This window comes from Paenibacillus sp. Paensp111 (genome assembly GCF_059492195.1).
Window position 1 is genome coordinate 1,676,112 of sequence record NZ_CP168527.1, and the last position, 24,420, is coordinate 1,700,531.

Here is a 24,420-nt window from a genome sequence, read left to right on the forward strand (position 1 = left end):
TTTAGGAGGTGCACAGCATGCCATTAACGCCGCTGGATATACATAATAAGGAGTTCTCTAGGCGTCTTCGCGGTTACGATGAAGATGAAGTGAATGAATTTCTCGATCAGATCATTAAGGATTACGAGAGTGTCATTCGGGAGAACAAGGATCTTCAGAACCAGCTGCTGACGGTGCAGGAGAAGCTCGACCATTTTGCTACGATTGAAGAATCGCTGAGCAAGACGATCATCGTTGCCCAGGAAGCGGCTGACGAGGTTAGGAACAATGCGAAGAAGGAAGCTCAGCTTATTTTAAAGGAAGCAGAGAAGAATGCAGATCGCATTATTAACGAATCCCTGAGCAAATCCCGCAAGGTTGCCCTTGAAGTAGAAGAGCTTAAGAAGCAGGCTTCTGTGTACCGTGCCCGCTTTAGAGTATTGGTTGAAGCTCAGCTTGAACTATTAAGTCAAGATGGATGGGAATCTCTTGAAGAAGATAACAAGCGCGGCGAGCGTGAAGTGAGAGAGATTTACTAGGCCTTATCCCGGTTGACATTATGACCTAAAACAGGTATAAATAAAAACATATCATTTGAACCGCATAGCGATCTTTTTGATGATGGGAACCAGTACGCTGAACCCTTGATCCCCAGAGAGTTGGCATCCAGCTGAAAGCCGACGTTCAAGAGACAGACGGAATATCCTCCCGGAGAAGTTAAGCCTAAATTTTCAGATATGCACCCTAAGCAGGATGCTCTGAAGACGTTAAGCTATACCGGTTGCCGGCCGTTATACCGGACCCATATGAGTGTATGGGACTAAGTTGTCAGTCTATCCTCTGCCTAGGCAGAAGATACGATTGGAACAAGGGTGGTAACGCGAGCATAAGCCTCGTCCCTTTAGGGACGGGCTTTTTTTGTTGTTTTCCGATTATGACATGAAGTTGAAGAAAGGAAGGCTGTTAGAGATGCAAAAGGTAGACGTGAAAGAAAAAGCCCGTGCACGGGAGAAGCGGATTTTGGCCAAGTGGAATAGTGAGGATACGTTCCGCAAAAGTATTGAGAATCGTGCTGGAAGACCGAACTACGTGTTCTACGAAGGTCCTCCTACGGCGAATGGACGACCCCACATCGGGCATGTACTTGGCCGTGTAATCAAGGACTTTATTGGACGATACCAGACCATGAACGGTTACCGTGTTGTTCGTAAAGCAGGCTGGGATACCCATGGTCTGCCGGTAGAGCTCGGCGTAGAGAAGCAGCTTGGTATTTCCGGCAAGCAGGAAATCGAGAATTACGGGGTAGAGGAATTTATCAAGAAGTGTAAAGACAGCGTCTTTGAATATGAGAAGCAGTGGAGAGAGCTTACGGAAGCGATCGGCTACTGGACGGATCTGGATGATCCTTATATTACGCTTAAGAATAGCTATATTGAGAGTGTGTGGAACATTTTGTCCACTATTCACAAAAAGGGACTTCTGTATCGTGGTCACCGCGTAAGTCCTTACTGCCCATGCTGTCAGACTACACTCAGCTCGCATGAAGTGGCTCAGGGCTATGAAGATGTGAAGGATCTTAGTGCAACAGCAAAGTTCAAGCTGGCTGACAGCGAGGAGTATATTCTTGCCTGGACAACAACGCCTTGGACGCTGCCAGCGAATACGGCACTTGCTGTGAACCCGGCCATCACCTATGCGCGTGTTAAGCAGGGCGAAGAAGTGTATATCCTGGCAGAAAGTCTGGCCAAGGATGTGCTTAAAGGCGAGTATGAAGTTCTCTCCACCCTTAAAGGAGCGGAACTGGTCGGTAAGAGCTATAAAGCTCCATTTGATTACATCCATCCTAAGAAGGGGCTCGTTGTAGTAGGGGCAGAATTTGTAACGGATTCGAGTGGTACAGGGATTGTTCATATAGCTCCGGCGCATGGTGAAGACGACTATAGAACCTGCCGTGAGAATGACATTGAGTTCGTGAGCGTGGTTAACCTTCAAGGGAAGTACAGCGACGTAGTTACCGACTTTGCCGGACGCTTTGTGAAGGACTGCGACCTTGATATCGTCAAATTGCTATCCGAGCGCGGACTTTTGTACAGCAAAGAGAAGTATGAGCACAGCTATCCATTCTGCTGGCGCTGCAAATCACCGCTTCTGTACTATGCAATGGACAGCTGGTTCATTAAGACAACCGCTGTGAAGGATCAGCTGATTGCGAACAACAACAGTGTGGACTGGTATCCGGGACACGTGCGTGAAGGACGCTTTGGTAAGTTCCTTGAGGATTTGGTGGACTGGAATATCAGCCGGAACCGCTATTGGGGAACACCGCTAAATGTATGGGTCTGTGACAAGACAGGTAAGGAATTCGCGCCTGCAAGCATTGCCGAACTAAGAGAGCATGCCATCGGAGAGGTGCCGGAGGATATTGAGCTGCATAAGCCTTATGTGGATGAGATCAAGCTTAAATCTCCATTCCATGAAGAGGGGATTATGACCCGTACTTCCGAAGTTATCGACGTATGGTTCGACAGCGGCTCCATGCCTTTTGCCCAGCAGCACTATCCATTTGAAAATGAGAAGGAATTCAGCGAGCAGTATCCGGCTGATATGATCTGTGAAGGAATTGACCAGACGCGCGGCTGGTTCTACAGTCTGCTTGCAGTCTCTACGCTCTTCACAGGCAAGGCACCGTATAAAGCTGTAATTGCAACCGGTCATATTCTTGATGAAAATGGACAGAAGATGTCCAAATCCAAAGGCAACGTAATCGATCCTTGGGATATTATCGAAGAGTACGGCACCGATGCATTCCGCTGGGCGCTTCTGTCCGACAGTGCGCCATGGAACAGCAAACGTTTCTCTAAAGGGATTGTGGCTGAAGCGAAGTCGAAGGTCGTTGACACGCTGGTTAATACCCATGCTTTCCTGACTTTGTACGCCAATATTGATGGTTATAAGCCAGAAGAGCATACTTACCGTCCTTCTGAGAGCAAGCTGGACCGCTGGGTGCTGTCTCGCCTGAACAGTCTGATTCTAACTGTGGATAAAGGCCTGTCGGTGAACGACTTCCTTAATCCGGCGAAAGCGATTGAGCAGTTCGTTGACGAACTGAGCAACTGGTATATCCGCCGTTCCCGCGACCGCTTCTGGGGCAGCGGACTCAGTGAAGATAAGCTGTCTGCTTATCAGACACTGACCAGCGTTCTGGTTACTCTGGCCAAGCTGACTGCACCATACACTCCTCTGCTGGCAGAAGATATCTACAGCAATTTGGCTGGAGAGCTGGAAAGTGTCCATTTTGCAGACTATCCAAAAGCAGATCTGGCTCTGATCGACAAAGAGCTTGAACAGGACATGGAGACAGCAAGACAAATTGTAGAACTAGCCCGTAATGTCCGGAACGAGACAGGAATTAAGACACGCCAGCCGCTCTCCGAGCTGATTATCTCCATTGATCGCAGCTTTACCGTTGCTGATTATGAAGAGATTATCAAGGATGAGATTAATATCAAGCGCATCGAAGTGGAGCAAAGCGACAGTGGATTTGTTGATTTCACTTTGAAGATGAACCTTAAGGTAGCCGGCAAGAAATATGGCAAAAATATCGGCTTCCTGCAAGGTTACCTGAAAGGTCTCGCTGCTGACGAAACCCGCCGGATTGTTAACAGCGGTGTACTTCATATCACTTCTCCTGAAGGTGAGGAGCTAGAGATTACAGCGGAGGAGCTGCTGGTTGAGAAGCAGGCGAAGCCTGGATTTGCTTCAGCTTCCGGATACGGGATTACAGTTGCCCTGAACACGGAAATTACCCCTGCTCTTGAACAAGAGGGCTTGGTTCGCGAGGTCGTTCGTGCGGTTCAGGATACACGGAAGAAGCTGGACCTGCCGATTGAGAAAAGGGTCCACCTAACGCTTGAGGTGGATGAGGAGCTGAAAGCGGCGATTACGGCTTTCGATCACGTGCTTCGTGAGAATGTGCTAGTTACGGAGGTCACCTTCGGTGAGAAGGAAGGATCCGAGCAGATTGATTTGGGAACCAAGTCGATCAAAATTCATATTGGCGAATAATTAAACAGCATGGTTCCCTGAATTAGGGCCATACTAAATAGCAAAAATAACTAACGAGCTTTAGCCAGAATTTCCTCCTTGGGAAATCTGGCGGGCTCGTTTGTATTTTGGATGAAGAAGCTTGAAGTCCACCTACGGAAGGATGGAACAGGTCAAATGATACACCGCAAGCCGGCTAATTCACCTAAAGCAGCTGAAGAACCCATCCTGGATGGGACGCTTGAGGAGAAGATGGGAACAGTATATAAAGTGACTCTTCATTGGTCACATGAACTTGAGAAGTCACGAATCTTGGAGTACACCCAGCTTATGGTCAGACCCTGGAAGCTGATCTGGCTGAACCTGATATTCGGAGCTTCCCGCGGAGTGGGTATAGCGATCGGCTTTACTTTTTTTGCGGCAACCATTATTTACTTCCTTCAAGTTCTGGGAGCACTTAATTTGCCGATTGTCGGGGATTACATTGCCGATATTGTCCGCATAGTCCAGCGTCAGTTGGAGCTTAATACTCGTTAGAGCCTGTGCCCAGTGAATCTTCGGATTCCAGATGCTTGGTGCTGCTCATATGCTTGCGGTACTGGCCATTCCGGTAAAAGAACACTTCGGTACCCGTGATGTCCGTGGCGACAAAGCTCTCATAGGGCTCAACGAATCCGTCAAGCTCACTGCCCGACTCAATCTCCATATCGTTGTAATTGTCGATCTCGTTGTCCTCAGCCATAGCAGGTGAATTGGAAGTGCCATAGCTTTCGAGAATCTGCCAGGCATCCTCGCCATCGAAGCCGTTCTGATCATCGTGTTCGTCCATACTGGTTCGTCCGAACGGAGGGTACAGAAATTCTTCCTCAATCGGACGCTTGCTGGAGACTTCTCTTTGCGGCGTATGTTCCTTGCAGTAAGTGGTCTCGGGGATGGCGCTTAGCCGATCATAACTGATAGGCTGGCCGCAGGTGATGCATACTCCATAGCTGCCTTCGCTCATGCGCTGCAAAGCGTCATCGATCCGGTCTAAATGAAGCTCATCATGCTCGGCTAGTGCTAGATCTTTGCCCCGTTCAAACATTTCGGTACCTAGGTCTGCCGGATGGTTGTCATTGGTTGATAATTCACTAATGTTCTCGCGGGTAGTTGCCGCCATGCCGTAATGCTCATTGTAGGCCAGACGGCCAGCAATATCCTCTCGTTGTTCCCGCAGCCTATGTTCGAGTTCGGCAAGCTGCTCTTTGCTTAGATGAGACATAAGGGATCTCCTTTCAAGATGACAGAATGTAAAAGTTCTTGCCTTTAGGTTGTGCAGAGGGGGATGGTTTTAGAGGAGGTAAATCCTATCGCACATGGACGTTTTCTTTCCTGCTGTGCTACAATATACAAGGCTAAATTGTGGTTAAATCTGCCGGTTTGTACGGTGGGTGATATCAAAAAGACGAGGTGACAATTTGCAGTGATCTATTACTTAATCGCATTCATTGTATTTCTGATTGACCAGGGAACCAAATATATTATTGCTACAAAATTGCAGCTGCACGAACAAATCCCTGTCATCGGTGATTTCTTCGTCATTACGTCTCATCGGAACACAGGAGCGGCTTTCGGAATACTGGAAAACCAGCGTTGGTTCTTTATTGTGATCACGGTGATTGTCGTCTTGGCCATCGTATGGTATCTGCAAAGAATCAAAAACAGCAGTAATAAGCTTCTTCCCACGGCTCTGGCATTGGTGCTCGGCGGTGCAATTGGTAATTTCCTGGATCGTGCGTTAAATGGAGAGGTTGTGGACTTCTTGATGCTTAATTTCGGAAGTTATACGTTCCCGATCTTTAATATCGCTGATTCATGTATCGTTGTAGGTGTTGCGCTAATTGTTCTGGATTCGTTCCTGGATATGGGCAGACAGAAGAAAAAACAGGCAGAGGCAGGGAGCGAACAGACTTCATGAATGAAACCCTTGAGTGGACGGTTACAGCCGACACGGTTAAAGAGCGTATTGATAAATATGTAAAGGAATGCCTGACTGAAGATTATTCCCGGAGTCAGATCCAGTTATGGATTGAGGAGGGGCATGTCACAGTTAACGGGAACCCGGTCAAGTCGAATTATAAGCTTGCTGAAGGTGACTTGGTCAGTGTTACCATACCGGAACCCAATTCCGTCGAAATTGTGCCTGAGAACATTACCCTTGATGTGTATTACGAAGATTCAGACATGATTGTAGTTAACAAGCAGAGAGGTATGGTTGTCCATCCCGCGCCGGGTCATTCCTCGGGAACCTTGGTCAATGCTTTGATGTATCACTGCAAGGATCTTTCGGGCATCAATGGCGAGCTGCGCCCGGGAATTGTGCACCGAATCGACAAGGATACGTCCGGTCTGCTGATGGCGGCCAAGAATGATAAGGCGCATGCTTCACTGGCGGCCCAGCTGAAGGATCATTCCGTGACACGTAAATACTACGCGCTTGTGCACGGAAATGTCACCCATGACCAGGGAACGATAGATGCTCCGATCGGCCGCGATACCTATGACCGCAAGATGTTCACGGTAACCGAGAAGAACAGCAAGACAGCAGTTACTCATTTCCATGTAGCGGAGAGATTTGGGGATTACACCCTGCTTGAGCTGAAGCTGGAGACCGGTCGGACCCATCAAATCCGGGTACATATGAAGTTCATTGAGCATCCGCTGGTGGGAGATCCGTTATACGGCAGAAGCAAAGGGACCAAGATGAATGGACAGGCTCTTCATGCAGCAGTACTTGGATTTATCCATCCCTCCACAGGTGAATATCTTGAGTTCTCGGCTCCGATTCCGGAGGATATGGAAGACCTCTTGATCTCTCTTCGAAATCGCTAACTCATCTATAAGACATTTCTAGAAGCAGATCACTTGCTCCGGTAAGAAGCAGTGATTTGATCCAGGGTGTCTTTTTTGAATGGAGGAGACGTGAAAATGGCCTTGTTTGAGCTTCGAAAAGTTAGATATCGGGAAGTGCTTCATGTACAAGAGCTTAATATTGAAGAGCACAAAGTTACCTGTATATTAGGAGAAAGCGGCAGCGGGAAGACAACACTGCTTCAGCTGTTGAATGAGATGATTACGCCTGATGAAGGGACCATTCTGTATAATGGACAGAATATCGCCCATATGGATCCTGTCCTGCTTCGTAGAGAGTGTATTATGGTCCCGCAAAGTCCGGTGATCTTCTGGGGATCAATCCGGGATAATCTTGGTATAGGTCTGAAGATGTCGGGGAGAGCGCCGGCGACAGACGATGAAATGCGCGAGTCACTCCGGGCTGTCTGCCTATCCAAAGAGCTGGAGGAAGCAGCGGACCGGCTGTCGGGCGGGGAGAAGCAGCGCCTGTCTCTGGCTAGAGCTCTTCTTATGTCACCTAGGGTTCTGCTTCTGGATGAGCCGACTGCGGCATTAGATGAAGCAACCTCCTTGGAGGTGTTGACTTCAATAACCCGAAGAGCTCGGGACGCTGGGACTTCTCTCATCATCGTTACTCACTCTCGTTCAGCCGCCGATCTTTTTGGAGACAATATCATATATGTTCATCATGGTGAAATCGTCTCCCAGGAGGTGGTCTCATCTTGAATGGGGTTATTAACCTGGAAGTATACAGACTTGCAGCTGCGTATTTGTTCGTAATTATTCTTATCATCATGGTTCGTATTAAGAAGATACCCAGGGAACGGGAAATTCTGCTGTCTACGATTCGAATGACCATTCAGCTAATAATTGTAGGTTATGTTCTGCAATACCTGTTTACACAGGCTAATGCTTGGCTGACCGGACTGATTGTTCTGCTGATGCTTACCTTTGCGATCTATACATTATTCCAAAGATCCAAGCATCCACTGAACCGCCAGTTGAAGAAATTGATTGCCATTTCAATGACTTCTGGTATTTTAGCAAGCCTGCTGTTCTTCTTACTGGTTGTCATTCATAAGACCCCGTGGTATGAGCCAAGTTATGTGATCCCGGTTGCGGGTATGCTGATTGGGAATTCAATGACAGGGATTGCGCTGGGAGTTAATACACTGGCTAAGGGGATGAGCTCGCGTAGAAGCTGGATAGAAGGGTCACTAATGCTTGGAGCCGCTCCAAAAGAAGCTTGCAGAGAGATTATCAATCAGGCTTTTGATGCTGCCCTGCTGCCGACGATTAACTCCATGGTAGGTATGGGGATTGTATTTCTCCCTGGAATGATGACTGGACAAATTCTTGGGGGAGCATCCCCGATTGTAGCGGTGGAGTATCAGATCGCGATTATGCTGGGCATCCTGGGTAGTGTTTCTTTATCCGTTATTGTATTTGTGCAGTTTGCCTACAAGGCTTATTTCAATGACCGTCAGCAGTTAGTTCTAGTGGAGGAGCCTCCGCAGATGGTCAAATAGTACAAACGATCTGACGGATAATCCATTGTGAAAAGGTGTTAATTCCAGCATATTAGACATTAGATTTATTTAAGGAGATGGACTGGCATGAGTATTGAACAATATCAACAAACTTATATTCAGAACAATTTTGCTGACCGCATTGGCGGCGCGAATTACGGGAAAGATACCGCAATCTATAAATTCGAGAAGATCAAACGTGCTAAGGCGGCTGCGAAGAAGGACTTCCCGGATGTGGAACTCATTGATATGGGTGTCGGAGAACCCGATGAAATGGCGGATGCAGGCATTGTGGCTAAGCTTGCTGAAGAAGCTGCCAAGCCTGAAAACCGTGGCTATGCCGATAACGGAATCGTAGAATTCAAAGAGGCGGCTGCGAAATATTTGAAGGAAGTATTCCGCGTGGAAGGGATCGATCCGGTTACGGAAATCGTTCACTCCATCGGTTCCAAGCCTGCCTTGGCCATGCTGCCTTCCTGCTTCATTAACCCAGGTGATGTGACAATCATGACCGTTCCTGGTTATCCTGTTCTCGGAACACATACGAAATATTTGGGCGGAGAAGTGTATAACGTCCAGCTTACGGAAGAGAACAACTTCCTGCCTGATCTATCTTCCATTCCGGAAGAGATCTGCGCTCGCGCGAAGCTTCTATATCTGAACTATCCGAACAATCCTACAGGTGCCAGCGCAACTCCTGAGTTCTTCGCTGAAGTGGTGGCATGGGCCAAGAAGCATAACGTTGTTGTCGTTCATGACGCTCCATATGCAGCTTTGACCTATGATGGTCTCAAGCCGCTTAGCTTCCTGTCTGTTCCGGGTGCCAAGGATGTAGGGGTTGAGCTTCACTCCCTGTCCAAGTCCTATAACATGACCGGCTGGAGAATCGGGTTCGTAGCGGGTAATCCGCTTGTAGTCAAAGCCTTCAGTGATGTGAAGGACAATAATGATTCGGGTCAATTCATCGCCATTCAGAAAGCAGCGGCGTATGGACTTGCAAATCCTGTAATTACCGAGAAGATTGCGGATAAATACTCCCGCCGTCATGACATGCTCGTAGAAGCACTTAATGAGCTTGGCTTTAAAGCCAAGAAGCCAAAAGGTTCATTCTTCCTTTATGTGGCTGCGCCTAAGGGCGTAGTGGGAGGTCCAAGCTTTGAGAGCGGTGAAGCTTTCTCGCAGTACCTAATTCGTGAGAAGTTGATCTCTACTGTGCCTTGGGATGATGCAGGTTCCTTCGTCCGTTTCTCTGTTACCTTTATCGCTAAAGGTGAAGAAGAGGAGAAGCGTGTCATTTCCGAGATCAAACGTCGTCTTGGTGACGTCAAGTTTGAATTTTAATTGAATATATAATTAGAAGCTGCCGTGCGATAAGCCGGTAGCTTCTTTATTTTAGTGGTGTTTTCTAAAAATGCCATGATATAATTGCGTGTTTAATGTGGATAAATATACAGTTATGTTGTATAATTATTAAGTGAGGTAAATGGATTAAGATATATGGTTTGATTCATCCTTTAAGTAAAATGACATTAATCGACACAATCTAGGTACACCCACCTTGACAGGTTCCCGGTGTTCTGTCATAATTCATGTAAATCAATAGCACCTTTAAATCAGTCCCGTGAGGCTGGCAAGGTAACGTGAATGAGGTTAGTACGAAATGATTCTACACCGCGCGCTGCGCAGGTGCCCATTTCGTATAGCCTACGACAGTCATAGTCTAATCTGTGACTTGAGAACTCCTTGCCTGGAACCTGGGCAAGGAGTTTTTTTTGCAGCCCTTCACGGAACCTGATGAACTTATCATTGGGAGGCGTACACTGTGAGCATTGGAGATCAGCATGTCATTATGGACGAAACGGCAGTTAGACGGGCGCTGACTAGAATTGCACATGAAATTTTAGAGAAGAACAAAGGCATTGAGGGTTGTGTCCTGGTTGGAATTCGGACTCGCGGGGTTTTTCTGGCCAAGCGAATTGCTGAAAGACTTGAAGAGATTGAAGGTACCAAGGTGCCTTGGGGTGAGATTGATGTGACCTCTTACCGGGATGACCGCTCTGCTGCAAGCACGAAGGAGCCTTTGGGTCAACCGCTTGGAGATCAGACGATCCAGGGCAAAAAAGTTATCCTTTGTGATGATGTTCTTTATACAGGCAGAACGATACGGGCGGCCATGGATGCTTTGATGGATTGCGGCAGACCGGAATCGATTCAGCTGGCAGTTCTGGCTGATCGGGGTCACAGGGAACTTCCGATAAGAGCAGATTATATCGGCAAGAATGTGCCTACCTCCAAGGCTGAGGAAATTGAAGTGCTCCTGCAGGAGTTTGACGGTGTGGATCAGGTTAGAATCATACAGCAGCGGGAGGGCGACAGATCATGACCATATCCATGTCAGCAGTAAGGGAGCGCAGTCTGCTTGGTCTTAAGGAGATCAGCCGGGAAGAGATTTCTTCGATTCTTGATCGGGCGGCTTATTGGGAAGGCCAGAGAGAGAAAATGAATCCGGTTCTGGAGAATCGGTTTGTAGCCAATATGTTTTTTGAGAACAGCACGCGTACCCGCTTCTCTTTCGAAATGGCGCAGAAGCGTCTGGGTGCACAGGTTCTGAATTTTGCAGCGGCAGCCTCCAGTGTGGAGAAGGGCGAGTCTATCTATGATACGGTTCGTACCCTGGAATCCATGGGCATCGACGCCGGAGTCATTCGCCTTAAGCCAATTGGGCTGCTGGCCGAGCTGGCCGAGAAGGTATCGGTTCCGCTGGTGAATGCAGGGGATGGTAATAATGAGCACCCAACCCAGGCACTGCTGGATCTGTACACGATGAAGAAGCAGTTCGGGGAACTGAAAGGTCTGCGGGTCTCCATCATTGGAGATATCCTGCACAGCCGGGTGGCAAGATCGAATCTGTGGGCGCTTAAGAAATTTGGAGCTCACGTTAAATTCTGTGCACCACCAAGTATGCAGGCCCCAGAGCTTGCTGAGCATGCACCCTATGTATCTATGGAAGAGGCCTTGAAGGCCGATGTAGTCATGATGCTTCGGGTTCAACTGGAGAGACATGCTGTAGGGGTGCTAAAGTCAGCTGAACAGTATCGTCTGCACTACGGCCTTACCGAGGAGCGGGCTGCACAGCTTGAGCCAGGGGCGATTATTATGCACCCAGCCCCAGTTAATCGAAATGTAGAGATCGATGACAGCCTGGTAGAAAGCGATAAATCGCGAATTTTTACTCAAATGTCAAATGGGGTTCCAATCCGGATGGCGGTTATGGAACGCGCCATGAAATTGTAACGGCGAATGCCCACTCAGGATATGATATTAACAGGGGAATAAGGGAGCGAAGGTAATCATGAAGCTAATCATTAAAAATGCTAACATTCTTGGTTCAGAAGGCCAACTTGAGCTTAAAACCATTGTTGCAGGGAACGGAGTCATTGAAAGTATTTCCGAGCCTGACGGCAAAGACATCGCAGAATCCGCAGACACGAAGGTTATTGATGCTGGAGGGAAGCTCGTTGCACCAGGATTTATCGATATGCACGTTCATTTGCGGGAGCCTGGATTTGAATATAAAGAGACGATTGAGACAGGAGCGCGTTCGGCAGCGAAGGGCGGTTTCACTACGATCGCATGTATGCCTAATACGCGTCCGGTTACAGACAATCCGGATACAGTGAAGCTGGTGCTGGAACGGGCCAAGGAAGCCGATCTGGTGAATGTACTTCCTTATGCTGCAATTACCAAGAGTGAGCTGGGACGTGAGCTTACCGACTTCGTTGCACTCAAAGAATCCGGCGCGATTGGATTTACGGATGATGGTGTAGGCGTACAGAGTGCGCAAATGATGAAGGATGCGATGAAATGGGCTGCCGAGCTGGGTATGCCGGTCATCGCTCACTGTGAGGACAACACGCTGGTTGAAGGAGCTCCGGTTGCTGAAGGCGAGTTCGCCAAGAAGCATGGCCTTAAAGGGATTCCGAACGAATCTGAAGCGATTCATGTCGGTCGGGACATTCTGCTGGCTGAGGCTACAGGTGTTCATTACCATGTGTGCCATGTCAGCACAGAGCAGTCCATCCGGCTGATTCGCCAGGCGAAGGAGATCGGTATCAAGGTGACCGCAGAGGTATGCCCGCACCACTTGATCCTTTCAGAAGAAGACATCCCTGGACTTGACGCCAACTGGAAAATGAACCCGCCGCTACGCTCACGCCGTGATGTAGAGGCCTGCATTCAGGCGATTGAGGATGGCACAATTGATATCATTGTGACTGACCACGCCCCGCATAGTGAAGAGGAGAAAGCCAAAGGTATGCAGCTTGCACCTTTTGGTATCGTGGGATTCGAAACAGCCTTCCCGCTGCTCTACACGAAATTCGTAGCTTCCGGTAAATGGACACTGGCTAAACTAGTCCAGCGGATGACATCAGATCCGGCCCGCGTCTTCGGCCTTAAGTCCGGTAAGCTTGAACCGGGAGCGCCTGCCGACCTGACGATTGTGGACCTGGAGTCTGAAAGAGCTGTAGACCCATCGACTTTCGCGTCGAAGGGACGCAATACGCCTTTCACAGACTGGAAGCTTCAAGGCTGGCCAATCGCGACAATCGTAAGCGGCAAAGTAGTCTGGTCCGAGTAGGAGGACCACAAGCGAATCCCGAAGGGAGAGCGCAAAAGTAGCTCCCCGGCCTCTGCACAAGCCAAGAGCGAATCCCGCAGGGAGAGCGGCTCCAAGCCGACCAGGGATCAAGAACACAAAAAAAACTCCCCGGCCTCTGCACAAACCAAGAGCGTGTCCCGCAGGGACGACAAGCGGCTCTGTGCAGAACAGTCCGGAGAGTGAAATATAGCAGCACCACGCACCAGTGCTTTTTCGCAGCTAAGGAGCACCGCAGTCAAGCGGGTCCCTGAAAGGGACGGCAAGCGTTCCAAGGCTCACAGTCCAAAAGTGCAGCACAATGAAATCCTTCGCCAACCTTTCGGGTGTCCAGAGGGCAAAGCCCTTGGGGCCCTCCCTTCTAGGGAGGGTTTGGGAGGGTCAAAACTAAAGGAGATGATACCATAATGCAGGCAAGATTATTGCTCGAAGACGGTACTTTATTTACAGGCAAATCATTCGGAGCTGATGTCGAGAAGACAGGCGAGGTTGTTTTTAATACAGGAATTACCGGTTACCAAGAAGTTCTGTCTGATCCATCGTACTGCGGACAAATCGTAACCATGACCTATCCGCTAATTGGGAACTACGGAATTACCCGCGATGACTTTGAATCTGTAGCTCCATCGATTCACGGATTCGTGGTACGCCGTTACGAGGCGGTACCGAGCAACTGGCGTGCACAGAACAGCATTGGCGATCTGCTCAAGGAGTACGGGATTCCTGGAATCAGCGATATCGATACCCGCATGTTAACCCGGATCATTCGCCATCATGGAACAATGAAGGGAGTTCTTACTACTTCATCTAAGTCCATCGAGGAATTGAAGGAAATGATTCAAGCAACCAGCATTACTGAATTAAGAAACCAGGTGGCACGCACGTCCACTAACCATATTTACACCAGTCCAGGTGAGAAGGAACGCATCGTGCTCGTCGATTTTGGTGCCAAGAGCGGAATTCTCCGTGAGCTTACCAAGCGCGGCTGTGACGTTGTTGTCGTTCCTCATGATACAACGGCTGAAGAGATTCGCCAGCTGCATCCGGATGGAATTCAACTGTCCAATGGCCCTGGGGACCCGAAAGACGTTCCTTATGCCGTCAAAATGGTATCCGAGCTGCTGGGTGAATATCCGATCTTCGGCATCTGTCTGGGACACCAGCTGTTCGCACTTGCCTGCGGAGCCGATACAGAGAGCCTGAAGTTCGGTCACCGCGGCGGCAACCATCCGGTTAAGGAGCTTGAGTCCGGACGCTGCTATATTACTTCCCAGAACCATGGTTACACGGTAACGGAATCATCCATTGCGGGTACTCCGCTTGAAGTCACACACATTAACAATAATGATAAGACCATTGAAGGTCTTAAACATACGAAATACCCTGCATTCTCCGTACAGTACCATCCGGAGGCCGCACCAGGTCCGTATGACAACAGCTATTTGTTCGACCGTTTCCTGGAAATGATTCGTACACACAAAGAGCAGAACCCAACTAAACCGCGTCAGGCGCTAATTATGGCTGCAGCGAAAGGAGCGCGTTAAGATGCCAAAGAATAACGAACTTAAGAAGATCCTGGTAATTGGTTCCGGACCGATTGTAATTGGTCAGGCAGCGGAGTTTGACTACGCGGGAACACAGGCTTGCCAAGCGCTGAAAGAAGAAGGCGTAGAGGTTATCCTGATCAACAGTAACCCGGCGACCATTATGACTGATACGAATATGGCGGATAAAGTATATATCGAGCCAATCACCCTTGATTTTGTAACCCAAATCATTCGTCAGGAGCGTCCAGATGGATTGCTTCCAACGCTTGGCGGACAGACAGGTCTTAACATGGCAGTTGAACTGGCACGTGCAGGCGTTCTTGAGCGTGAAAATGTCAAGCTCCTCGGAACTCAGCTAACTTCCATCGAGAAAGCCGAAGACCGCGATTTGTTCCGTGAGCTCATGCGCGAGCTGGAGCAGCCGGTTCCAGACAGTGACATCATTACTACAGTTGAAGAAGCTGTAAGCTTTGCCAATGAGATCGGGTATCCGGTCATTGTCCGCCCTGCTTATACACTTGGTGGAACAGGCGGAGGAATTTGTGCGAATGAGGAAGAGCTGCTGGAGACCGTAGCGGCCGGAATTCGTTACAGCCCAATCGGACAGTGTCTGATCGAGAAGAGCATTGCAGGTATGAAAGAAGTCGAGTACGAGGTTATGCGTGATGCGAATGACAACTGTATTGTTGTCTGCAACATGGAGAACTTTGATCCAGTGGGCGTACATACTGGAGACAGTATCGTTGTGGCGCCGAGCCAGACGTTGTCTGACCGGGAATATCAAATGCTGCGCTCTGCATCTTTGAAAATTATCCGTGCACTGAACATCGAGGGTGGATGTAACGTACAGTTTGCCCTGGATCCACAGAGCTACCAATACTATGTAATCGAAGTGAATCCGCGGGTCAGCCGTTCATCAGCGCTTGCTTCCAAGGCAACAGGCTACCCGATTGCCAAGATGGCCTCCAAGATCGCGCTGGGTTATACGCTGGATGAGATTGTTAACCCCGTAACCGGCCAGACCTATGCCTGCTTCGAACCTACACTGGATTATATCGTCAGCAAAATCCCGCGTTGGCCGTTCGACAAATTTATCAGCGCGAACCGCAAACTCGGTACACAGATGAAAGCTACGGGAGAAGTTATGGCCATCGGCCGTACTTTTGAGGAATCTATCCATAAGGCTGTACGTTCCCTTGAGATCGGTACTCACCGCCTGCTCCTGAAGGGCGCTGACCAGCTCAGCCAGGAAGAACTGGACAGAAGATTGGTTCAACCTGATGATGAGCGTCTGTTCCTGGTTGCCGAAGCCTTCCGCCGCGGTTATGAGCTTCAGCAGATTCAGGATTTGACGAATATCGACTGGTGGTTCCTTGATAAGATCGAACGCATTGTGAATTTTGAGAATAAAATTGCTGCAGAAGCCGAGCTCACTAGCGAGACGCTCTATGAAGCCAAACGCCTTGGGTTCACCGACCGGGCCATTGCAGAGCTTCGCGCGGGGGCATCACGCAGCGAATATACTACGGAGAACAGCGTAAGAAGTCTTCGCCTGGAGCAAGGACTGCGTCCTGTATACAAAATGGTAGATACCTGCGCAGCAGAATTTGAAGCTACAACGCCGTATTACTACTCCACATATGAAACAGAGAATGAAGTCCTGCCTTCTACGAAGGAGAAAATCATCGTGCTGGGTTCCGGTCCAATCCGGATCGGTCAAGGCATCGAGTTCGACTACTCCACAGTTCATGCGGTGTGGGCGATCCAGAAGGCGGGTTATGAAGCCGTCATTATCAACAATAACCCGGAGACGGTATCGACTGACTTTAACACGTCAGACCGACTTTACTTCGAGCCATTATTCTTCGAAGATGTAATGAACGTCATTGAAGAAGAGAAGCCGGTAGGCGTCATTGTACAGTTCGGTGGTCAGACAGCGATCAACCTCGCTGCACCTCTGCAAGCTGCGGGCGTGAACATCCTGGGAACCAGCCTGGAGAGCATTGACGAAGCGGAAGACCGCAAGCGGTTTGAAGCTCTTCTATCCCGGCTTGAGATTGCTCAGCCTAAAGGCAGCACAGTAACATCCGTCGAAGACGCTGTAGGTACAGCGCAGTCCCTCGGTTACCCTGTACTGGTTCGCCCTTCTTACGTACTCGGCGGCCGCGCAATGGAAATTGTGTACTCGGACGACGAATTGCTGAGATATATGGAGCAGGCCGTACAAATCAACCCTAAACATCCTGTACTCATCGACCGCTACATGCTGGGTAAAGAAGTTGAAGTGGATGCTATCTGTGATGGAGAAACGGTCTTGATTCCGGGAATCATGGAGCACGTTGAGCGCGCAGGGGTTCACTCAGGTGACTCGATCGCCGTGTATCCGCCGCAGTATCTGTCCGAGACGCTGAAGCAGAAGATTGTAGATGTTACCATTAAAATAGCCAAAGAACTCAAGACCGTCGGACTGGTCAATATTCAGTTCGTTATCTATAAAGATGAAGTGTATGTAATTGAAGTGAATCCGCGTTCTTCACGGACGGTTCCATTCCTGAGCAAGGTAACCAACATTCCGATGGCTAATGTAGCTACACAGTGTATCCTTGGCACAAAACTTAAAGACCTTGGCTATGTGGACGGATTATGGCCGGAGAGCGAATTTGTCTCAGTCAAAGTACCGGTATTCTCATTTGCCAAATTACGCCGGGTTGAACCTACGCTCGGTCCTGAAATGAAATCAACTGGTGAAGTTATGGGACGTGACCAGAACTATGCGAAGGCCTTGTACAAAGGACTGATTGGTGCAGGCATGAAGATTCCTGCAACAGGTTCTATGATCGCTACCGTATCGGATAAGGACAAAGAAGAAGCTATTGAGCTGTTCCGCGGCTTCCATAACCTTGGATACAATATCATTGCGACTGGCGGTACGGCAGAAGCGCTGACAGAAGCTGGAATTCACGTAACTACTGTGAATAAGCTAAGCGAAGGCACTCCGAATATTCTTGATCTGATCCGCGGAGGTAAAGCTCACTTTGTGGTCAATACGCTGACAAAAGGCAAAGAGCCTGAGCGTGACGGCTTCCGAATCCGCCGCGAAGCGGTAGAGAACGGCGTGGTATGTATGACTTCCCTGGATACGGTTCGTGCGCTTCTTACGATGCTCGAATCCATTAACTTCACATCGCAAGCAATGCCTTCTTTAGCTACTGTGTAAGACTTCTTATGCATCAGGAGTTGGAACTGAGTATAGGGAGGAGAACACAGCTATGGTGAATAATAATATTGCCGGACGTTTGATGGTGGCCCTGGATTATTCCTCAGCAGAGGAAGCCAGGCTGCTCATTGACCGGCTTCAGGGGATTCCCTGTTATATGAAAGTAGGTATGCAGCTGTTCTATACGGCTGGCCCTGATTTCGTCCGTGAACTGAAACATAAAGGGTATAATGTATTTCTGGATTTGAAAATGCATGATATCCCGAATACGGTCAAAGGAGGCGCGAACAGTATCACCCGTCTTGGTGTGGATATGTTCAATGTTCACGCCGCAGGCGGGGTACAGATGATGAAAGCCGTGAGAGAAGGGGCAAGCGAGGCTCTTGCACAAGATGCCTCTCTAACTTCCCCGCTCATCATTGCGGTAACCCAGCTTACAAGTACAGATCAGCGCACGCTGAACGAGGAGATAAGCATTCCGGGAACTGTTGAAGAAGCTGTGGTTCGTTATGCGCGCAGAACGCTGGAAGCGGGTCTTGACGGAGTGGTTGCTTCTCCGCTGGAAGTGCAGGCGATCAAGGATGCCTGCGGTACAAGCTTCAAGACGGTCACACCGGGTATCCGCCCGCAGGGCAGCGCTCAAGGCGATCAATCCCGGACGCTTACGCCCGGTGAAGCCATTAGCAGGGGGACGGATTTCATCGTAGTGGGTCGTCCGATTACTGCCCATGCGGATCCGAGACGCGCAGCTGAGCAAATCATAGAGGAGATGACCTTGTAGTGCTGAATCAAAAAGAAACTGAATTCAAAATTGCAGAAAGTCTGCTGGAGATTGGTGCAGTCGCATTGCGTCCTCATCAGCCGTTTACGTGGACTTCAGGCATTAAATCACCGATCTATTGTGATAACCGCCTTACAATGTCATTTCCCGAAGTTCGCGATCTGATCGCTGAATCTTTTGCCAGCCTGATCCGTGAGCAGTACCCGGATACAGAAGTCATTGCCGGAACAGCAACGGCTGGAATTCCTCATGCAGCCTTCGTATCGCAGAAATTAGGCCTGCCTATGGCCTATATCCGCGACAAAGCTAAAGGACATGGCAAAGAGAATCAGATTGAAGGCTTGATCAAGTCAGGCCAGAAGGTCATCGTCATTGAAGACCTGATCTCTACAGGGGGGAGCTCCATCAAGGCAGCGCAAGCTGTTCAGCAAGCAGGAGCTGAGCCGCAGGCAGTCCTTGCCATCTTCAGTTATCAGCTGGACAAGGCGGTTAATGCCTTTAAGGAAGCAGGGATTGAGATTCAATCGCTGTCGAACTACTCGGCTCTGATTGAGGTTGCGGTGAAGAAGGGCACGATACAGGAGCAGGATCTGGAACTGCTCAAATCCTGGAGAGAAGATCCGTCTTCATTTGGGAACTAGTAATATAAATAGTGTTTTTTAGAAGAACAAAAATCTTTATTTGAGAAGACAGCCGGTATAGCCGGCTGTCTTTTTCTATATTAGGAGTAAAAATAGTGATATTTTCTTATAAACTTATTGTAACTTTTTGACAGTACAAATCGTTTATAATTCAGAAGGACTTGGAAATATTTACATATCTTATTAAATAGGGAGAGCACAGGTTATGAGGCGATGGCTGCGCAAACGTCCTGTTGACGAAGGTCTGGGCGCGGGGAATGAAGCTTTGTCCACATCGGTACAGGTATTTGAACCGGAACCGGACACGAACCAGATGGAAGAGGATTGGATAGATTCAGAGAACTTAGATTCTAGTAAAACCGAGCCTATCAAACAAGACACAGACCCATTAATTGATCCGGTCATCATACATAAGCCATTAGAGCCTATTCTCGAAGTCAAGAATGTTCACCGGTCCTTTCAAGTAGGAGGACAATCTCTTCACGTGCTCAAGGGAATACACATGGAAGTGCTGCCAGGACAGCTGGTTATGCTCAAAGGGAGGTCGGGCTCGGGTAAGACCACTCTGCTGAATATGCTGGGTGGGCTGGATCAGCCAACAGAAGGGGAGATTTATTTCCGTGGTCAAACCCTTCATACGTTGAGTGACAAAAGAAGAACGGTTCTTCGCCGTGACCAGATCGGGTTTATTTTCCAGGCCTATGCTCTGCTTCCGCTTCTGTCGGCATGGGAGAATGTCGAGCTCAGTCTGCGAATGGCTTCAATTCCGTCTAAGGAGTGGAAGGAGCGGGCTGCCCACTGTCTGAACTTGGTAGGGCTGGGCAAGCGAATGCACCATCGGCCTTTTGAGCTCTCGGGGGGAGAGCAGCAGCGGGTAGCCATTGCCAAGGCTATTGCCCACCGGCCTCATCTGCTGCTTGCAGACGAGCCAACGGCCAATCTGGATTCCCAAATGGGCGCTCAGGTAATGGCCGTGTTCAGAAATATCATCGAAACGGAGAACGTCACCATCTGTATGACGACCCACGATCCTACAATCTTGGAGGTAGCAGACCATGTTTACGAAATGGTGGATGGAAAATTTATCTAGAAGAAAGGGGGGCCTCGGTCGAAGTCTTGCCATCACCGCTTTATGTGTGAGCGTTCTCGCCTCTTCAGGCTGCGGGCTTCTGCCCAAGGAGCAGGAGGAAGAAGTACTGCCCACCATTCAGGCTCCCAAGATTTCTAAGAAACCTGAATATGAGGTTACGTCAGATACATTTGAGACAACGGTACAAAGCAGCGGTCAGTTCCTGAGCCAGCGCGAGGAGCCGGTGTATTTTACACTAGGGGATACCCTATCGCTCCATCTCAAGGAATTAAATATCAAGCTTGGCGATAAGGTGAAGAAGGGTGCCGTTATTGCCACTCTGGATACAGAAGAGCTTCAGAAAAGCGTACGTGACAAGGAGCTTGATATCCGATCACAGGAAGTCACCATGAAGGAAGCGCTTCGTACACAAGATGAGAAGGACCCGATCGAATTTGAGACGAAGAAACTGCAGTTCGAGAAAGCCCGCCAAGAGCTGGCTGATCTTAAGGATCAGATCTCAAGAGCGGTACTCACAGCCCCTTTCTCTGGCACGGTAACCTCAGTCAATGTAGATAAGGGAGCCATGATTAAGTCCTATGATACGATCGCAGTTATTGCAGATACGTCCAATCTCGTTGTTGCCGCCAATATCCAGAAGGAAGATCTAGAGAAGCTGGTCGTCGGGATGCCGGCCAAGGTAGACATCAATAAGATCGGGGAGATCAGCGGCAAGATCAAAGTTCTACCCAGTGCAAGTGCTTTGGAGCGAGCTGGTGACAATGGGGGCAGCTCGGGCGGCAATGGGGGCAGCGGCAGCGGTGGAGCTCCTGGAACTGGGGGCACCACTACACCTCCGAAGAAGCAAAGCCTTGATCAATACATGATTATTCAACTGGACAAATATCCGAAAGGAATTGAACGAGGCACCCAGCTTAGTGTTACGGTATCCACCTCCAAGAGGGAGAATGTCATAGTTATTCCAATCTCTGCCCTGCGCACAACCGGCTCCCGCAGCTATGTGCAGGTTGTTGAGGATGACGGCAGCAAGCGGGAAGTGGATGTCGAAGTGGGCGAGCAGAGATCAACCGATGTTGAGATCAAAAAGGGACTTACTGTCGGACAGAAAGTAGTGGGCCGCTAATGGGAATGCCGCTGGTTCGATTCTTATTCCGAAAAATGTGGAATACAAGGTGGCTGACCCTCAGCACACTGCTCGGACTGATCGTGGCGGTGTCATTTACGGTAAGTATCCCGATGTATTCCGATGGCGCCCTCAAGCGAGTCGTAGCGCGGACCCTTCAGGAGAAGAGCACAGGTCTTCCAGCCGGATCTTTGCTAATGACCTATCAGGCTGCCGGAGGGGATAAAACCGATCTTCCCGGTCTTCAAACGGTGGACCAATACATAAGACAAGACCTTCCGAAGGAAATTCCGTTCCCGTATAAGGCCTATGTGAATACCCGCTCCATTCGGGGAACAGAGGTGTACCCGGAGGACCCTTCCAAGGTCGATGCCAGCCGAACCCGGTCGATGACGCTGGCTGCCATGAGCGGTCTTAAGGATGAGGTAGAGATCACCAAAGGCAGGCTGCCGGGAGATAAAAGAGCAGATGGTACCGTAGAGGTAGCCATGCTGGAGGACGGCATGTACCAGAATGATCTCCATGTAGGAGATATTCTGAATTACCCGGTATACAGCGGACTGGATATCACGCTTCGTGTGGAAATTGTGGGTTCTTTTAAACCTAGTAAAGAGACCGATCCTTATTGGGTACAGGGCCTTGAAGGCATTGCCAATAATCTGTACACAAGTGAATCCGCCTTTAACGGAGGAATTCTGAAGGAATTAAACGTCCCGTTAAATAACTCAACCTGGTACTATGCTTTTGATCTCGCTGACATTAAGACCAGCCAAATTGCCACCTTATCCGGATCGCTGGATCGACTTAATACTGAGCTTTATCAGAAGATGAAGAACACCAAAGTTACGATATCCTTTGGAGAGCTGCTGGCCAGCTTCCGGAGTCAAAGCCTACAGCTTCAGACGATGCTGTTCACGCTGGCCGCACCGATGATCGCCATGGTCTTTTACTATATTGTCATGAACGCACGGCAGGCTCTTGATAAGCAGCAGAGCGATATTGCAGTACTTCGCAGCCGGGGGGCATCAACCAGGCAGATCATCATGATCTACCTGCTGGAGAGCATTATACTGGGCACGATCTCGATGATTCTGGGACCGCTTCTTGGCTGGTTCATGTCGAAATCCATAGGCTCCGCGAACGGATTCCTTGAATTCGTTGACCGGAAATCGATTCCCGTCGGATTTAATACCGATGCTCTCCTGCTTGGCGCAGCGGCAGTCATCCTGGCGATATTATCCACCTTGATTCCGGCGATCTCTTATGCGAAGTCATCTATTGTGAACACGAAGCGGAAGCAGGCGAGAACAGACCGCAGTCCATTCTGGCAGCGCTGGTTCCTGGATGTTGTTCTGCTTGGTGTGGCAGGTTACGGCTACTACTTGTTCAATGAACGGCAGATGCTTACTTTTACAACAGGCTTGACAACAGACCAGCTGCAAATTCAGCCTTTTCTGTTCTTCGTACCAGCCATTGCCATTTTTGCGCTAGGGCTGTTCTTCCTGAGAATATTCCCATTGCTGCTGAAGTTCATCGGCTGGGCAGGGAAGCGCTGGCTGCCAGTGTCATCGTATTTGAGCCTTACCCAGCTATCCCGCTCCTCGTTATCCTATTACCCGCTCATGATCTTGCTGGTTCTCACCTTGGGACTTGGCGTATATAATGCATCTGCCGCAAGAACGATTGATCTGAATTCAACCGAACGCACGCTGTACAGCTACGGCACAGATGTTGTTGTAGAGACGCAGTGGACGGGTACTCCTGAGGTCACGCTGAATGCAGGCGGTAATGGAAGCTCCGGTGGAGCTCAAGGCGGCACGCAAGGAGGAGGAGCATCGGGAGGAGGACTCCAAGGCGGCGGTGGTGGAGCGCAAGGAGGCGCTGCAGGACCGGGGGGTCAGCAGAATAAAAATGCAAAGATCGTCTATTCTGAGCCGCCGTTTGAAGTATTCCGTACTCTACCGGGTGTAGAGAGTGCTGCAAGAGTTCTTCAGACCAAAGGAAATATCGTGGTCTCCGGTCAGTCCGCCGGGCAAGGACGAATTATGGGGATTGATAACGTTGACTTTTCCAAAGTGGCCTGGTTCCGGAATGATCTATTCCCGGCACACCCTTTCAAATATCTGAATCTGCTAGGACAATATGAGGCAGCAGCTTTGATTCCTACGAATCTGGCAGACAAGTATAAGCTGAAGCCGGGGGATACCTTCACGGTGTCGATTGATGATCTGACAATTGATTTCGCCGTCTACGGGATCATTCCTTACTGGCCGAATCTGTATCCGGACCAAGCTCCTTTTGTCATTGCTAATCTAGATTATATATATGACCAGGTCCCGATGATCCCTTACGAGGTATGGCTGAAGATGAAGCCTGGGGCCAAGGTAGCACCAATCTACAACAAACTATCCGAGGAAGATATCACGATATCGAAGATCAAGGATGTGAGAACCGAACTGGTTACCCAAAGTAAGCTGCCGACCCGCGGTGGGGTATTCGGAATCCTAAGTCTCGGTTTCCTTGTATCCGTAATTATATCGTTAATCGGATACATTCTATTCTGGTTCTTTAATCTCTCCGGACGAGTAGTTCAGTTCGGGATACTGAGGGCAATGGGTTTATACCGGAGACAGTTAACCGCTATGCTCCTCGCTGAGCAGATTTTAACTGCGGGCTTGTCCATTGTGCTTGGAATCGCGATCGGCAAGCTTGCCGGGCGATTATATCTCCCTTTTCTCCAGACAGCAGACAACGTGACCTCAGAGGTACCGCCGTTCCGGATTGTCTTCGATGCCAAGGATACGCAGCAGCTGTATCTGGTTGTAGCTGTCATGCTTCTAATGGGAGCAGGCTTGCTGCTCTGGCAGATCCGCCGGCTGAAGGTGCATCAGGCCGTAAAGCTTGGAGAGGAGAGATAAAG

19 protein-coding genes are annotated in these 24,420 nt (G+C 49.3%); 18 read left to right on the forward strand and 1 reads right to left on the reverse strand.

The window, feature by feature from the left end:
- Positions 1 to 17 precede the first annotated feature (17 nt).
- From ACEN86_RS07590 to ACEN86_RS07600, 3 genes are all read left to right on the forward strand, one after another.
- A complete protein-coding gene (locus ACEN86_RS07590; RefSeq protein WP_495633694.1) occupies positions 18 to 518 on the forward strand; it encodes a DivIVA domain-containing protein in 501 nt (166 codons plus the stop codon).
- A 430-nt stretch (positions 519 to 948) separates the two neighbouring features.
- Entirely contained in the window at positions 949 to 4,044 is a 3,096-nt protein-coding gene (gene ileS / locus ACEN86_RS07595; protein ID WP_495633695.1) for an isoleucine--tRNA ligase, read from the forward strand.
- A 156-nt stretch (positions 4,045 to 4,200) separates the two neighbouring features.
- The gene (locus ACEN86_RS07600) at positions 4,201 to 4,560 is read left to right on the forward strand and encodes a DUF5665 domain-containing protein (protein WP_495633696.1); all 360 of its coding nucleotides are present in this window, start codon (positions 4,201 to 4,203) and stop codon (positions 4,558 to 4,560) included.
- Here ACEN86_RS07600 and ACEN86_RS07605 read toward each other — a convergent pair.
- On the reverse strand, positions 4,547 to 5,284 hold the full coding sequence (locus ACEN86_RS07605; protein WP_495633697.1) for a TraR/DksA C4-type zinc finger protein: 738 nt from the start codon (positions 5,282 to 5,284) through the stop codon (positions 4,547 to 4,549). The two genes, ACEN86_RS07600 and ACEN86_RS07605, sit on opposite strands and share 14 nt — an antisense overlap.
- A gap of 201 nt (positions 5,285 to 5,485) precedes the next feature.
- On the opposite strand from ACEN86_RS07605, the gene lspA reads away from it, so the two are divergent.
- The 15 genes from lspA (at position 5,486) to ACEN86_RS07680 (ending at position 24,418) form a co-directional block, all read left to right on the forward strand.
- Positions 5,486 to 5,980, forward strand: a complete 495-nt coding sequence (gene lspA, locus ACEN86_RS07610) for a signal peptidase II (RefSeq protein ID WP_495633698.1) — start codon at positions 5,486 to 5,488, stop codon at positions 5,978 to 5,980.
- Positions 5,977 to 6,894 (forward strand): RluA family pseudouridine synthase, encoded by a 918-nt coding sequence (locus ACEN86_RS07615; RefSeq protein ID WP_495633699.1) that lies wholly within the window; start codon positions 5,977 to 5,979, stop codon positions 6,892 to 6,894. The genes lspA and ACEN86_RS07615 overlap by 4 nt, the downstream gene beginning before the upstream one ends.
- 96 nt (positions 6,895 to 6,990) lie before the next feature.
- On the forward strand, positions 6,991 to 7,641 hold the full coding sequence (locus ACEN86_RS07620; RefSeq protein WP_495633700.1) for an ABC transporter ATP-binding protein: 651 nt from the start codon (positions 6,991 to 6,993) through the stop codon (positions 7,639 to 7,641).
- Complete coding sequence (locus ACEN86_RS07625; RefSeq protein WP_495633701.1) at positions 7,638 to 8,444, forward strand: ABC transporter permease; 807 nt, start codon at positions 7,638 to 7,640, stop codon at positions 8,442 to 8,444. Before ACEN86_RS07620 ends, ACEN86_RS07625 begins: the two co-directional genes overlap by 4 nt.
- Before the next feature lie 87 nt (positions 8,445 to 8,531).
- A complete protein-coding gene (locus tag ACEN86_RS07630) occupies positions 8,532 to 9,785 on the forward strand; it encodes an LL-diaminopimelate aminotransferase (protein WP_495633702.1) in 1,254 nt (417 codons plus the stop codon).
- Positions 9,786 to 10,293: 508 nt separating this feature from the next.
- Positions 10,294 to 10,827, forward strand: a complete 534-nt coding sequence (gene pyrR / locus ACEN86_RS07635; RefSeq protein ID WP_495634247.1) for a bifunctional pyr operon transcriptional regulator/uracil phosphoribosyltransferase PyrR — start codon at positions 10,294 to 10,296, stop codon at positions 10,825 to 10,827.
- Positions 10,824 to 11,738, forward strand: a complete 915-nt coding sequence (locus tag ACEN86_RS07640; RefSeq protein WP_495633703.1) for an aspartate carbamoyltransferase catalytic subunit — start codon at positions 10,824 to 10,826, stop codon at positions 11,736 to 11,738. The genes pyrR and ACEN86_RS07640 overlap by 4 nt, the downstream gene beginning before the upstream one ends.
- A 58-nt stretch (positions 11,739 to 11,796) precedes the next feature.
- A complete protein-coding gene (gene pyrC / locus ACEN86_RS07645) occupies positions 11,797 to 13,083 on the forward strand; it encodes a dihydroorotase (protein WP_495633704.1) in 1,287 nt (428 codons plus the stop codon).
- 425 nt (positions 13,084 to 13,508) lie between these two features.
- Positions 13,509 to 14,645, forward strand: coding sequence for a carbamoyl phosphate synthase small subunit (locus ACEN86_RS07650; RefSeq protein ID WP_495633705.1), 1,137 nt, complete (start codon positions 13,509 to 13,511; stop codon positions 14,643 to 14,645).
- Between the two features lies 1 nt (position 14,646).
- Positions 14,647 to 17,865 carry a carbamoyl-phosphate synthase large subunit gene (gene carB / locus ACEN86_RS07655; RefSeq protein ID WP_495633706.1) on the forward strand — a complete coding sequence of 1,073 codons (3,219 nt, stop codon included), beginning with the start codon at positions 14,647 to 14,649 and terminating at the stop codon, positions 17,863 to 17,865.
- 52 nt (positions 17,866 to 17,917) lie between these two features.
- The gene (gene pyrF, locus ACEN86_RS07660; RefSeq protein ID WP_495633707.1) at positions 17,918 to 18,646 is read left to right on the forward strand and encodes an orotidine-5'-phosphate decarboxylase; all 729 of its coding nucleotides are present in this window, start codon (positions 17,918 to 17,920) and stop codon (positions 18,644 to 18,646) included.
- Complete coding sequence (gene pyrE / locus ACEN86_RS07665) at positions 18,646 to 19,287, forward strand: orotate phosphoribosyltransferase (protein WP_495633708.1); 642 nt, start codon at positions 18,646 to 18,648, stop codon at positions 19,285 to 19,287. Before pyrF ends, pyrE begins: the two co-directional genes overlap by 1 nt.
- A 205-nt stretch (positions 19,288 to 19,492) precedes the next feature.
- Entirely contained in the window at positions 19,493 to 20,377 is an 885-nt protein-coding gene (locus tag ACEN86_RS07670; RefSeq protein ID WP_495633709.1) for an ABC transporter ATP-binding protein, read from the forward strand.
- Positions 20,343 to 21,500, forward strand: coding sequence for an efflux RND transporter periplasmic adaptor subunit (locus ACEN86_RS07675; protein ID WP_495633710.1), 1,158 nt, complete (start codon positions 20,343 to 20,345; stop codon positions 21,498 to 21,500). The genes ACEN86_RS07670 and ACEN86_RS07675 overlap by 35 nt, the downstream gene beginning before the upstream one ends.
- Positions 21,500 to 24,418, forward strand: a complete 2,919-nt coding sequence (locus ACEN86_RS07680) for an ABC transporter permease (protein ID WP_495633711.1) — start codon at positions 21,500 to 21,502, stop codon at positions 24,416 to 24,418. The genes ACEN86_RS07675 and ACEN86_RS07680 overlap by 1 nt, the downstream gene beginning before the upstream one ends.
- The last annotated feature ends 2 nt before the right edge of the window (positions 24,419 to 24,420 follow it).